This window comes from Planococcus faecalis, assembly GCF_002009235.1.
Classification (GTDB): domain Bacteria; phylum Bacillota; class Bacilli; order Bacillales_A; family Planococcaceae; genus Planococcus; species Planococcus kocurii.
On record NZ_CP019401.1, the window covers coordinates 3,209,039 to 3,222,634 of the forward strand.

At 40.8% G+C, this 13,596-nt stretch carries 11 protein-coding genes; 8 read left to right on the plus strand and 3 right to left on the minus strand.

The annotated features are described in order from the left end of the window. Window positions 1-106 precede the first annotated feature (106 nt). From AJGP001_RS15915 to AJGP001_RS15935, 5 genes are all read left to right on the plus strand, one after another. The gene (locus AJGP001_RS15915; protein WP_245830218.1) at window positions 107-2,530 is read left to right on the plus strand and encodes a PAS domain S-box protein; all 2,424 of its coding nucleotides are present in this window, start codon (window positions 107-109) and stop codon (window positions 2,528-2,530) included. A gap of 216 nt (window positions 2,531-2,746) precedes the next feature. Continuing rightward, window positions 2,747-3,421: a response regulator transcription factor gene (locus AJGP001_RS15920; protein ID WP_078080762.1), complete on the plus strand. Its 675-nt coding sequence runs from the start codon at window positions 2,747-2,749 to the stop codon at window positions 3,419-3,421. Then, a complete protein-coding gene (locus AJGP001_RS15925) occupies window positions 3,418-4,791 on the plus strand; it encodes a sensor histidine kinase (RefSeq protein WP_078080763.1) in 1,374 nt (457 codons plus the stop codon). The genes AJGP001_RS15920 and AJGP001_RS15925 overlap by 4 nt, the downstream gene beginning before the upstream one ends. Before the next feature lie 131 nt (window positions 4,792-4,922). Further along, on the plus strand, window positions 4,923-5,957 hold the full coding sequence (locus AJGP001_RS15930) for an ABC transporter permease (RefSeq protein ID WP_078080764.1): 1,035 nt from the start codon (window positions 4,923-4,925) through the stop codon (window positions 5,955-5,957). A 1-nt stretch (window position 5,958) separates the two neighbouring features. Next, a complete protein-coding gene (locus tag AJGP001_RS15935; protein ID WP_071152762.1) occupies window positions 5,959-6,633 on the plus strand; it encodes an ABC transporter ATP-binding protein in 675 nt (224 codons plus the stop codon). An 83-nt stretch (window positions 6,634-6,716) separates the two neighbouring features. On the opposite strand, the gene AJGP001_RS15940 is transcribed toward AJGP001_RS15935, so the two are convergent. From AJGP001_RS15940 to AJGP001_RS15950, 3 genes are all read right to left on the minus strand, one after another. Continuing rightward, entirely contained in the window at window positions 6,717-7,280 is a 564-nt protein-coding gene (locus tag AJGP001_RS15940) for a copper resistance CopC family protein (protein ID WP_071152763.1), read from the minus strand. Window positions 7,281-7,352: 72 nt separating this feature from the next. After that, window positions 7,353-7,679 carry a hypothetical protein gene (locus AJGP001_RS15945; RefSeq protein WP_078080765.1) on the minus strand — a complete coding sequence of 109 codons (327 nt, stop codon included), beginning with the start codon at window positions 7,677-7,679 and terminating at the stop codon, window positions 7,353-7,355. A gap of 132 nt (window positions 7,680-7,811) precedes the next feature. Beyond that, window positions 7,812-9,170, minus strand: a complete 1,359-nt coding sequence (locus AJGP001_RS15950) for a copper amine oxidase (RefSeq protein ID WP_071152765.1) — start codon at window positions 9,168-9,170, stop codon at window positions 7,812-7,814. A gap of 360 nt (window positions 9,171-9,530) precedes the next feature. Here AJGP001_RS15950 and AJGP001_RS15955 point away from each other — a divergent pair, with 360 nt between their 5' ends. The 3 genes from AJGP001_RS15955 to AJGP001_RS15965 are packed head-to-tail and all read left to right on the plus strand — an operon-like array spanning window position 9,531 to window position 13,587. Next, window positions 9,531-11,141, plus strand: coding sequence for a diguanylate cyclase (locus AJGP001_RS15955; RefSeq protein ID WP_071152766.1), 1,611 nt, complete (start codon window positions 9,531-9,533; stop codon window positions 11,139-11,141). Beyond that, window positions 11,138-12,190, plus strand: a complete 1,053-nt coding sequence (locus tag AJGP001_RS15960; protein ID WP_071152767.1) for a HEAT repeat domain-containing protein — start codon at window positions 11,138-11,140, stop codon at window positions 12,188-12,190. Before AJGP001_RS15955 ends, AJGP001_RS15960 begins: the two co-directional genes overlap by 4 nt. Further along, window positions 12,190-13,587, plus strand: coding sequence for a glycosyltransferase family 2 protein (locus AJGP001_RS15965; protein WP_071152768.1), 1,398 nt, complete (start codon window positions 12,190-12,192; stop codon window positions 13,585-13,587). The genes AJGP001_RS15960 and AJGP001_RS15965 overlap by 1 nt, the downstream gene beginning before the upstream one ends. Window positions 13,588-13,596: the final 9 nt, after the last annotated feature.

Below are 13,596 nucleotides of genomic sequence, written 5' to 3' on the forward strand. Positions count from 1 at the left end.
AGAGCTGCAAGTGTCAAAAAACTGTTCCAATCATGCATTTTCACAGTACACTACATAGATTTTGATTGAAATAGTGGCTTTCTGTATCGAAGGGAGATCAAGAAAATTGAAAAATTTTTTAGACAAATCAAAACAGACTACTTTACTTTCTACTGAACTTTTTGACTTGATGCAAGATGCGATTTTTTTGGTAGCCGAAGATCACGAAACATTCCGTTATGTTTACGCAAATGCAGCTGCTTTCAAAATTCTCTCACTCCAACAAACAGATATTGGCAAAAACATAGAAGATGTCCTATCTCCCGCGCGAGCTCAAATCCATTTTGAGTACTACCATAAAGTTCATGCTTCACAAAAATCGATCGAAATGATTGAAAGTATTGAAACCGAAAGCGGAGAAATTTTAGGAGAAGTTGTACTCAATCCCATCTTGACAGAAGACGGCTACTGTCACTATATTTTAGCCACCGTAAAAGACATTACAGAACAGAGGAACAAAGACAATATGCTGCAAGAAACGCTTCAATCTTTGGATGCAGAACGACAAAAAGGAATGTCTATTTTTGAAAACAATATTCATGCTGTATTCGAGTTCGACCAGCAAAAGAAAATCGTCAACGTCAATGCTAAAGCTATTGAAATTACCGGCTTTAGTAAAGAAGAATTGCTCGTTCAATCTTTGTTCTCCTTAACTGTCGAAAACCAATTAGTAGCTACACTTTTGAATTTCGAACAGGCTTTAGCAGGAATACCTATTGAATTTGAAATGACTCTTTATACAAAAAAACATGAAGTAGTTGTTTTTCAAGTGAATACGGTTCCTATAGTTATTGAAGAAACGTTAACTGGGGTCTATGCGATTGCCAAGAATGTTACCACACAGAAAAAAACAGAGTGGCTTTTGCAAGAAAGTGAGCAGCGCTATAAATCACTAGTCGCTAACCATCCTTACGGAATTTTTGTTTTTGACGAAAAGGGGCGTTTAAAGAATGCGAATCCTGGAACAGAAAATATTACGGGGTACTCTGTAGAGGAATTGCTCGAGACATCCTTTATAGCCAAGATTATCCCGGATGAACTAGAAAAAATAAGTTATCATTTTCACGAGACAATCACTAACAACAAGTCCGAGCGTTATGAATTTGCTTGCCATCATAAAAACGGGCAGCTCATTTATCTTCAAGCAACAAACATCCCCCTCATCTTACATGGTCAGTTGGTTGGAATTCATAGCGTAGTGACCGACATCACTGAAATTACACAGGCTCAACAAAGCTTAACTAAAACAAAAGAAGAACTTGAAATCTTTTGGAAAAATTCCGCAGTTCCCATCTTTTATATTGATGCACAAGGAGATATCTTAAAAGTAAATCCCGCATTTGAAGAAACATTTGAATTTACAGAAGAAGAAATGATAGCCGGTAAAGGGACTATTATTCCGAAAGGGATGAAGTCAGATCAACATCATATTGTGGAAAGAATTTTAAAAGGAGACACGGTCAAATCGCATGACACACTCCGTGTAACCAAGTCAGGGAAATTACTAAATATCATTTCTTCTTATTCACCTGTGCGTAACGAGAGGAAAGAAGTCGTTGGAGCAACCATCATATACAACAATGTATCCGAACTTAAAAAAATTGAAAAAGAACTTCAAAAAAGCCAAGAGAAATACAGATTGATCACAGAGAATACATTAGATATCATTACGCTAATGGATCTTTCTGGAAAAATTGAATACGTCTCTCCTGCTAGCGAAAAAGTTCTAGGATTTTCTGATCACGTATACATTGGGAACTCCTTTACTCAAAATATCCATTCAGAAGACGTCTTGCATTTATCAGATCGTATTACGGCTCTTCTTAATGGAGGAAAGCCGATTCCATTAGACGTTCGTTACTTGCACCGGGATGGTCATTACATTTGGATGGAAGTTTCTTTTAATCCGGTCTTTTCAAATGGAGAAATGATTCAATTGTTTACACTTGCTAGAGATGTTACAGAGCGCAAAAAACTTCAAAGTGAAATTGCAAAAATGGCTTTTTATGACCATTTATCAGGAATTCCTAATCGACGTAATTTTGATAGCAAATTGGAAAAAGCCTTTCTACAAGTTGATCCATCAAGCAAAAAAATCGCCCTTTTGATGCTTGATGGACGTAAGTTCAAACAAATTAATGACCAATTTGGCCACGATGCGGGAGATGCCGTCATTAAAGAAATGGCTAGGCGCCTACAAGCTTGCGTTCGTCCGTGTGATACGGCTGCGCGTTTAGGTGGAGATGAGATGGCTGTTATTTTGCCTGATATCGACTCTGTAAAAACCGCGATTGATACCGCTAAACGAATTTTAACGTCATATGAAGCTCCATTTCTTTTTAACGGCTATAAAATTACGATGGGCGCAGGCATCGGAATTTCCTTATATCCCGATCACGCTACTAGTGAAAAACAATTGATTAAATGTGCCGATTTAGCTTTGTATGAAGCTAAAAAAATTGATCGCGATGCGTATAAAGTTTATGAATAGGTCTGGCAACTAGTAGGCATCCCTTCGTTAATCCATTAGTAGATGCACCAAATAACATGCAGGCTTTACCAAAAAGATGCTCCACACAAAACAGAGGCAATCCCTGTTTTGTGTGGAGCATCTTTTACTGAGGATGACAGAAAAGACCGCGCCCTCTTCCTAAATCCGCACTTTCACCAAATCACTGTATAATACAAATCAAGGAGGCTGATTTCAATGATTCGAATATTAGCAGTGGATGATGATGTGCATATGTTGAATTTTGTTGCTACCGAACTTCGCCAAACAGGCTATGAAGTCCTAGAAGCAAACTCAGGCGAGCAGGCTTTGCAACTCTTGGAATCCGAAACAGTCGATTTAGCAGTCGTTGACGTAATGATGCCAGGCATCGACGGCTTTGAGCTGACCCGCATACTTCGCGCAGACTATAAGTTGCCCGTAATTTTACTAACAGCTAGACATCATATCGAAGATAAAGAACGCGGATTTTCAGCTGGTTCTGACGATTATTTGGTCAAGCCGTTTGAAGCAAAAGAGCTTTTGTACCGAGTCAAAGCTATTTTGCGACGGTACAACCATCCTGAAAACGACTTACTAACTGTAGGCTCTTTAACTATCGATTTAAAAAGCTATGAAATCAGATCAACTACCGGGATGTTATTTATTCCGTTAAAGGAATTTGACTTACTGGCACTTCTCGCTCTAAAATCTCCTCAAGTTGTAAGCCGAGACCATATCATTGAGTCGGTTTGGGGCATTGATTTTCAAGGGGACGAACAAACAATTAGCGTTCATATTAAACGACTGCGTCAGCGTTTAGAGCGGTTTGCACCTGACGTTCGGATTGTCACGGTCAGAGGCGTGGGCTATAAGCTGGAGGTTGTTGGATGAGTCTTTATGTCAAATTTATTTGGTTTACTTTCGCGACAATGCTCGTTAGTAGCAGCATCGCATTTTTCGGAATGAATGCTTATTATCACAGTCATTTAAAAGAACAAAACAATGATAAAAACATGGCCATTGCGTTGTCTTTTGCAGATTTTTTAGATGGAGAATCTACAGAACGAGCACAAGCCACTTTGACCATGCTTGGCGATGCTGGCTATCAACTTTATGTAACAAACGGTGACTCTGTAGAACGTTTTGGCGGCGACTACCGGGATGAGTCAATTGATCTAGCTAATATTCAACAAGTGCTTGCTGGAGAGTCCTTTAATGGGATTCGTGAGTTCCCTCGCGAAACGTTCGTTACTGGTTTTTTTGCCAATGAATTGAAAAACACAGTGGGTGTTCCAGTTGAATTAGACGGTGAGCCCTATGCACTCTTTATGCGACCTGACATTAAATTACTATTTCAAGAACTTCACTTATTGTTTGGTGGCTTGGCAGTAGGCATTATTTTACTTAGTTTTATCGGCATGTTGATCGTTGCACGCTTGCTAATACAACCGATTACAAAATTGACCGAAGCGACTGAAAAAATGGGAACGGAAACGTTTGATGTGCCGCTCACTATCCATCGCAAAGATGAAATTGGTCGTTTGGCTGATCAATTCTTAACGATGCGTTCGCGAATCGAACAATCCACCTTAAAACGCAAAGAATTTGTCCATAACGTTTCCCACGATATTCAATCGCCGCTCCACACTATCCAAAGTTATCTGGCCTTGCTTCAAAAAGAAGGCCTTCAAAAGAGCGAAAAAGAACATTACACCGCGATTATTCAAGATGAAACAGCACGCTTATCTCTACTCACAAAGCAATTGCTGACTTTAGCATCCTTTGACGCAGAATCTGCAGAGCTATCTGAAAGAGTGCCTGTACACCAGCAACTTCAGCAAACCCTTTCGCACCTGCGCTATGCTTTTGAAGAAAAAGACATTGGCATTTCAGCGCAACTAGAAACAGGGACTGTAAAGGGAAATGCCGTTCTTCTTCAAACCGTCTGGGAAAATCTTTTGACCAATGCCATCAAATACAGTGAACCCGGAAGTTCTATCGATGTCCAGTTACGTATTCACTCTGGACAACTTCTGTTAGCCATTCAAGACGAAGGCATCGGCATGTCCCCAAATGAAGTCGAACACGCCTTTGACCGATTTTATCGTGCAGACCAAGCACGGACTCGCTCATCAAAAGGGTCAGGCTTAGGGCTTGCGATTGTAAAAGAAATTGTAGAGCTTCATAGCGGAACGGTCCTACTATCCAGTGTTCCGGGAGAAGGCACTACCGTACAAGTAACACTCCCTTTGTCCGAATGACCCGTACTTTAAAAAGCCGATTTTCTCTTCTACAGAGAAAATCGGCTTTTTTATCATTGTCACCCTCTGTTCATCTTCCGTTCATCTACGAGCGTTAAACTTAAGTTATTAAAGAAAACGGAGGCGCTATCATGAATATCGCATGGAAAGAAATTAAAAAAAATAAAGTACGGTTCGCAATTTTAGGTTCAATTGTTTTTCTCGTTAGCCTTTTAACATTTATTATTTCAGGACTAGCAAATGGGCTTTCACAAGATAATGCAGCACTTATTAAAGATTTACCAGAAGGCCAGTTTTACATGGCTGAAGATGCGGAAGGCACCAATAATTTATCGCGTATCGATGTAGAGATTCAAGATGAAATGCTAACAGAAACCAAAGATGCCGTTGCTTTATCCATTCAAATGGGCTTTTTGAATGATGAAGAAGACAAACAACGCAGTGTTGCGTTTGTTACTTCTACAGAGTCCCCACTGTTTGAAGATGTGAAAAAAGGCGAAATCGTACTCGATCGCTCATTAGAAGAAGCGGGCTTACAAGTGGGCGACACACTAACAAATGACCAATTCAGCGGCGAATTTGTTATAAAAGATTTCGTCGATCAGCAAAAATACAGCCATGCCCCTGTTGCTTTTATTAACATGGACAATTATAAAGAAATGTACCGCACCACTGAAATGCAAATGCTATTTGTTCCTGAAAGTGACATGTACCCGACCATTGCTGGCATGCAATCTTTTACGAACAAAGAGTTTCTTTCGGCTATGCCAAGCTATAGTGCCGAACAACTATCACTTAACATGATTGTTTGGTTTTTAGTAGTCATTAGCGCTTTATTGTTCGCTATTTTCTTCTATATGATGAATGTACAGAAAATAGGCTTGTATGGCATATTGAAAGCCATTGGTGTGAAAACCAGTACCTTGTTTAAAATGATGTGGATGCAGATGTTCTTTATTACAGGAATTGCGTTGGTCTTTTCAATTACACTGAGCCAACTTTTCAACCAATTTGCACCGGCTGGCATGCCATTTAGCTTAACAGCTACCGTAACAATTCAGCTATCGATTGTATTCTTAATCATCGGGTTTATTGGAGCTACGTTATCAGGCATTCAAATTAAAAAAGTCGAACCGCTACAAGCGATTCAACAAGGAGAGGTTTAAAATGACCATTTTCACAGCTCAAGAAGTGAGAAAGACATTTACCAATGGCGAAATAGCGGAAGAAATCTTGAAAGGCATTGATCTTTCACTTCACGAAGGCGAAATTACCGCACTTGTTGGGGCTTCTGGTTCCGGCAAGAGTACGCTACTAACCATTGCTGCAGGACTACAACCAGCGACGGGTGGTCAAATTATTTTTGACGGTAAAAATTTGACTGCGATGAATCCAGGACAAATCCGAGAAATTCGGGCAAGTGAGTTTGGCTTTATCTTTCAATCCGCACATTTGGTCCCTTTTCTGACAGCGCAAGAACAATTGCTATTGATGCTTGAAGTGTCAGGATCCAAATTAACCAAACAGCAGCAAAAAAAAGAAGTGCGCGAACTTCTAGAACAAATTGGAATGAGTCACAGAAAAGATGCGTATCCGGCATCCATGTCAGGCGGAGAAAAACAGCGTGTGGCGATTGCGCGTGCCATTATCCACAAACCTAAAATGCTGTTTGCCGATGAACCAACGGCGAGCTTAGATTCAAAGCGCTCGAAAGAAATCATGGAGCTCATCCAAAATTTGACCAAAACTTTGGGTATCACTACGCTATTAGTTACACATGACGAAGACATGCTGTCATATGCTGACCATATTGTTACGATGAAAGATGGTTTGGTTGAGTAGTTGGTCGTCATTCCATTAGGCAATTGCACAAAAAGAGAGGCAGCTTTATTGGAAGCTCCTCTCTTTTTCTGTTAGCTATCATGTTATTTTTTCTTCATAAGTCGATACCCAACAAATCCAATGACCAGAACGGCTAACACTAGCAAAATGGTGACCAGTGGATTGCCTTTATCTTCTGAAGAGTTGTCTACAGTTTGAACGGCTTGTTCTTCTGCCACTGATGTTTCTTTTTCGACAGCTGGTTCTTCTTCTGCCGTTTCAGTTGCTGGCTCTTCTACCACTGGTTCTTCAGCTATCGCCTCAACGTTCAACTCAAACGACACAATTCCTTCTATTGGATGGCCATCTACACCGATGATTTTCCAGTTAATCGTATACGGAGCGTTCGGTAGCTCTTCTGTTATCGTCCCTGTCATAACTTCATCTGACAGTAAAATTTCATCAAACTCGTAAGTAGTGCCTTCGCTTTCTAGTGTCATTGTGCTTCCTTGTTCAACGACAGTTCCGAAAGTCAGCATCACTTCTTCTAACGATTCGACCACCACTGACCCTTCTGCAGGTGATGATGAAGACAGCGTTGTGTGTGCTTGGCCAACTAATGGCATTGAGAAGAGCGTTAATACGAGTAGTAGGATAATTTTTTTCATCTTTAGTCGCTCCATTTCCTGGTTTTTAAAAATTCAAAACCGTTAATTCTTTATCGCTTCTTTCCTTAAAATTCACTTGGTCCCTTTGATCATCTTGCGAAACAATGATGTAACGAAAGGGACGGAAAGAAATAGCAACCCAACTATTTTACCATGAAAAGGTTTTTCTGCCGAAATTGATACGACCTTCTCCTCAAACACCGTAGTCAAAATTCTTTTTTTCATTTGGGCTGAAAACACGCCATCATTCATGAGGGAAGGGAGTTCACTTATGAACTGCATAAGTTCCTGACACTCCTGACAAACCTCTAGATGCTTTTCAACCTTTTCTTCCCACTTTCTTTCAAACGGCAAAGACCTATTGATGCAATCTACAACAAGGTCACATCCCATCTCCATAATCGAATACCTCCTCTTGTATTCAGTGCAAGGTTTAATGTAATAGCTTTCCAAATAAACACAACTTCCTTAAGCGAATGCGATAAAAAAAAGCTAGCCAGTTAGGCTAGCTTTTTCCGTTTAAACTAACGCTTATTGTTTGCGTGTACGAACCGCCACTACGGTCGTCAATGCCGCTAACATTAAGCCGGCCAGTACCCACATGAACGGGAATGATCCGGTATCAGACATACCACCCATGCCTGTTTTCGGCATTTCGGCTGGCATTTCAGTCGCGCCGAATTGGTCTGGGAATTGATCGACAATCGCTGCAGACAAGCCCGCTGCTGGCATTTGCATGTGTGCATACGCCTCGCGAATCGAGCTGTACGCTGCGTCATAATCACCCGCTACATACGAATCAAATGCCGCCAGTAGTTGCCCAACGTGAGCAGTTAAACCTTCTTCCAGTGCTGCTGCAGGAACGCGACTTTCTGTTGCTGCGTCTAAGAAGGCTGCTTGGTCTACGATGTACTGATCAAGCTCGGCACGTGCTTGTTCTTGCCCTTCTTTGTTGCCTTCACCGGTTGCTGTTACGTAATCCACAAAGTAACCAATGTGCGACTTCCATGTTTCTTCAAATTGTGCACCGGCTTCGTCGCCGTAAACCGATCCTACGGCTGCACTTAAGTCATCTGCGTTCGCAAGAAGTGCCCCTGCTGCTTGGTCAAAACTTTCGGCGCCGTCCGCGCCGTCTTGCATCGCCATAACCGCAAGTCCTGCGTGTTCAGTGAACGTTGTGTTGAGTGTGGCACGCAAATCAATGGCCGGTGTATCGGCACTGGTGTTGTCAAATTTATCCGGGAATTGCGTCGTGATCGCTACAGACAGGCTTTCGGCGAACATGCTCATGTGTTGAATCGATTCGCGCTCAAGTGAGTAAGCTTTTTCAAAATCGCCCGCTACATACGCGTCAAACGCCATGATCAACTGATCGACGTGCATGTCCAATCCTTCTTGAACCGCCGCTGCTGGCAAGAGTCCGCCTGTGGCGGTATCAAAGAATTTCGATTGTTCGACTTTGTAAGTTTCCAGTTCCGCTAACGCTTGATCTTTGCCTTCTTGGTTGTCTTCAGCGGTTGCTGTCACGTAATCGACGAAATAGCCGATGTGCGACTTCCATACTTCGTCAAACTGTGCGGCGCCTTCTTCCCCGTAAACTGAACCAACGGCTGCAGACAAGTCGTCAGCGTTTGCCAGTAAGGCCCCTGCTGCTTGATCAAAATCTTCTGCCCCGTCGACGCCTTTACGCATCGCTTCAACTGCTAGAAATGCGTGCTCTGTTAAGGTGGTATCCAGTGCGATGCGCAGTTCCGCCGCAGGTGTTGTCGTGCTTACTTCCGTTGCCGCTTCGCTTGTTGAATGACCGCCGTGGCTGTCGGCAAGTGCTGCCGTTGGTACAAGCAACGCTAGGCTAAGTGGTAGGGCTAACAGTAATTTGTTTAATTTCATAATAAAATCGCTCCCTTTTTCTTGTTTTTTTTTTCGTTATACAGACATAACGCAAAGGGCATTTGTTTAGATCACTTTTTTTAAAAAAAGATGAATTAGTTAATTCTGTGTAATAGAGAGTCCTTTTAATTTGTACAATATAAACTATCTTCAGAATGTTTATATCCGTGTGATCCCTTGGTAATGAATAAAAAACTAGTAAACGCAATGCATATAGTTGCTACTCTTTTAAAACAGAAAAGTACCACTCTCACTACTCATAAGCATCATGACATATTCTGGTTACACATCACTACATAAAAGGAATTTATATAGTATAGTGGAAGTATCTAGTTATTTTTTAAAAGAAGGTGAATGGTAATGGCACCAACAAATTATAAAGTTTTGCTTTCTGATAGAGTGGAGCAAGATTTTTCAAAATGGTTTAAGCAAAAAGAAATTCAAGAGTGCGAAGTTTATCGTTTTTTGCATACGATGAAAGGTACTGCAGGAACCATTGGGCTTATGGAGCTATCTGACTTTTGTGGAACACAACTCGAGCATTTTTCAGAAGACAGCATCCGTTTACTGCCCGTTGATTCATTAGAAGAATTCATGTTGACCTTAAAAAGTTTTTTTGTAGTAGAGGACTTTTCTCCAAACGTAGAAGTAATTGTAGATTTAGAAGAACACGCGCTTACTAAAAAATCGTTGGTGTTAGTTATTGATTCTGATCCAGAATTTGCATCGCATATAAAAGAATCATTGGAAGAACAAGGAGTTCCTGTCGTGATTGCACTTGATGGTAAAAAAGGAATGGAGTTCTTTTATACCCTTCAACCGCAAATGATCCTAGTTGACTCAAACTTACCAGACGCAGATGGCTTTAAATTGGTCACTCAAATTCACCACGCTGCTCAAAGCCGTTCCCTTCCCATTGCCGTCGTCAGTGAGGACAATCACGTGGATAACCAAGTTCGAGCAATGGAAATAGGTGCAACAGATTTTCTTCCTAAGCCTTTGAATATGGCTATTTTTGTGCCTTATGTGATGAACCGGCTGCGTAATCAAGAACTGATCTTACAAGAAACACTTTTCGATGAGTTAACAGGCGCTGGAAATAGAAGATATTTTAATGATGTATTGGTACAAATGACGAATTCATCAGAAAGAACAAAAAACATCTTCACTCTTGTTTTATTTGATTTGGATCATTTTAAAAAAGTAAATGACAGTTACGGTCATCCTGTAGGCGATGAAGTTCTGCGGACATTCGGTCAGCTTTTCCTAAAAATGAAAAGACAATCAGATTATTTCTTTAGATACGGCGGAGAAGAGTTTGCTTTGATTCTTCCAGATACAAAGGCACTAGATGCCAAAGTTTTAGTAGAACGAATTCGCATAGCCTTCGCGAATATGGCTTTTCCAAATGACACACATGAAACATTTCATGTTACATTTTCTGCTGGAATTAGTCAGTACCGACTAAAACAAGATACTTTAGTGAGTACGGCAGACCAAGCTTTGTATCAAGCTAAAAAGAATGGCCGAAATCAGACGATGATTTATGAAATGGCTAGTGAAGATTTAAGACGTCATCTCAATATCATCATTGTCGATGACGATTCGCTCGTACGTAGACTGGTTTCAAAACAATTCTCTACTTGGAAGCCAGATGATTTTGATCTCTATATAAAAGAATTTGCTGATGGTGTTAGTTTTATCGAGTCCGAATGGTACACACCGGATGAAAATTATATGATTTTACTTGATGGCGTCATGCCGAAAATGGATGGGTTAGAAGTATTAAATCATGTGCGGAGTCAGTACCCTAACGAAAACATTGTCATTTCCATGTTGACGTCACGTACAAATGAATCGGATATCGTTCTCGCTTTGAAGAGTGGTGCAGATGACTATATCGTTAAGCCATTTTATGCACAGGAAATTGTGGCACGTGTTCAACGCCTAACGATGAGGATGTTCAATTGACTATATACTTTCTATGGATTGTCGTTGCTGCACTGTTTCTTAGCCAACTTGTTCTTCTGTTCATTTTAGCTTGGCGAAAACAACGTTTACGGACGAAAGAACAAGCTATCCACGCGCAGTATGAAGCCTTAACAGATTCATTTAGTACCTATATGCTAGACCCTTCTGATGAAAAGTTTAGTCAGGAACTACGCAGCAGTTCCTATAAGGAAGTAGTTCTTGAACACTTATTAAACGGTTATGTTTCTGTTACAAAAGGCAGTAGCACATCTCCCCTTGTCGCAAAACTTTCAGAAGATTTTTTGACCGAACGTTATACGAAGCAACTCGAGCGTAAGAGCTGGGCTATTCGCATGAATACATTGTATTTTATCGAAGATTTTCATATGCAATCCCTCTCCCCACTGCTTAAAGAAAAACTTCACAAATCGGTTCGATTGGATCAAGAAACGCAACAACTTATTCGAACTTTAGCCTCGTTAAACGAGTCGGAAACTGTTTCTGCGTTAGCAAAATATCCCGATGCACCTGTTCGCTTGTACATTGACGTATTCAAGCGAATGGAATTGAGTACGCAAGAAAGAGCATTGCATGCTGCTCTACAAGCTGATCATGCGAATAAAACATTGAAATATGCTGCGATTTCTTATATCGGAATGGCTGGATTAACAGCATTTCTCCCTCTGATTGAGAAAGAATTGCACAGTCAAGATAGCGAAATACGAATTCAAGTTTTAAAGTCAATTTTACGTTTACAATATATGACGACACCAAGCTCATTAATGCCATTTTTTCACTCTACATCTTGGCAAGAGCGCATGTTCGCTTCTCGAATTGCGGGAAGACTTCAGCTATCCCGCTTTAAAGAAATACTTGGTGAACTACTTGGTGATTCAATTTGGTGGGTACGTTATTCATCAGCTGAAGCCTTGACACAGTTTTCAGATGGGGATATTTTACTCACCCATTTAGCTATTAACCACCCCGATCGCTTTGCTCGAGACATGGCAGCTCAGTGGGAAACATTCCTTTTAGGAAGTGAAACGTAATGCACACGTTTTTTGAAATTTTAGCCTATGTAATTATTGCCTATATGCTTTTTTCGAGCTTGAGTTATGTAGGTCTTTTCATGCTGGCATTTGGAAAAGTAAAAAAAGAGAGCAAGCTAGACCGAAGAGAGTCAACCGAAGACATCTTAAAAAATCCGTATACGTACCCCGTTTCTATACTGGTTCCCGCTTACAATGAAGAAGTAGGTGTCGTTAGCACAGTACGTTCGTTGTTAGCACTCGAATATCCCGAAAAAGAAGTTATTGTAATTGACGATGGTTCGAAAGATTCCACCTCTGAACGAATGATTCAAGAGTTTAACATGGTTCAAATCCCTTTTGCTGTTCGTACACATATACAAACAGCAAAAATCGATTCAATCTATCAATCTTCTATATTCCCTTATATCCGCCTGATTAAGAAAGCCAATGGCGGAAAAGCAGATGCTCTAAATGCCGGTATTAACTTGTCCTCTTATTCCTATTTTTGTGCGATTGACGGCGATTCCATTTTAGAAAATGATGGACTGCTTAAAACGATGAAACCCATTATCGAGTCGGATGGACAAGTTATTGTAACCGGCGGATCGGTGCGGATTGCAAATGGTTCCACCATTTCGAGAAGTAAAGTAGAAATTATTGATCTTCCAAAGCATCCTGTTGTGCTTATGCAAATTATTGAGTACTTCCGCGCATTCTTAATCGGTAGACTAGCTTTGAGCCATTTGAACATTTTACTCATCGTCTCTGGCGCTTTTGGCGTATTTAACAAAGAACGAGTTATACAAGCCGGCGGATACAACAAAAACACAGTCGGTGAGGACATGGAACTGGTTGTCAGGCTGCACCGACTTTTACGAGAAGAAAAATCCAAACAGCGCATTGAATACGTTCCCGATCCAGTTTGTTGGACCGAAGCCCCGGAGTCACTTGAAGTTCTTAGATCTCAAAGAGTGCGATGGCAACGCGGATTATTCGAAACTTTATGGACGCATAAAAAAATGATGTTCAATCCTAAATATGGCGCAGTTGGATTGGTATCAATGCCTTATTTTCTTTTCGTTGAACTTCTCGGCGCAGTCTTTGAATTTTTTGGTTATTTCATTATTGTTGGTGGCCTTTTCTTTTCTTTGGTCGATCCACAAATTGCCGGCATTCTGTTCTTAGTGACAGTTTTATATGGCTCTCTTATTTCGGCATTAGCTGTCTTATTAGAAGAATTAACACTCCACAAATACCCAAAAACGTCTCATTTAGTACGCCTATATTTCTGGGCATTAACAGAAGCTTTTTGGTACCGCCCGCTAATGGTGTTGTGGAGAATTCAAGGCATTTTTGCCACTTTCCGCAAACAAGCGCATTGGGGCGATATGAAACGCAAAGGAATTTCGTCTTAATTTTAGGAG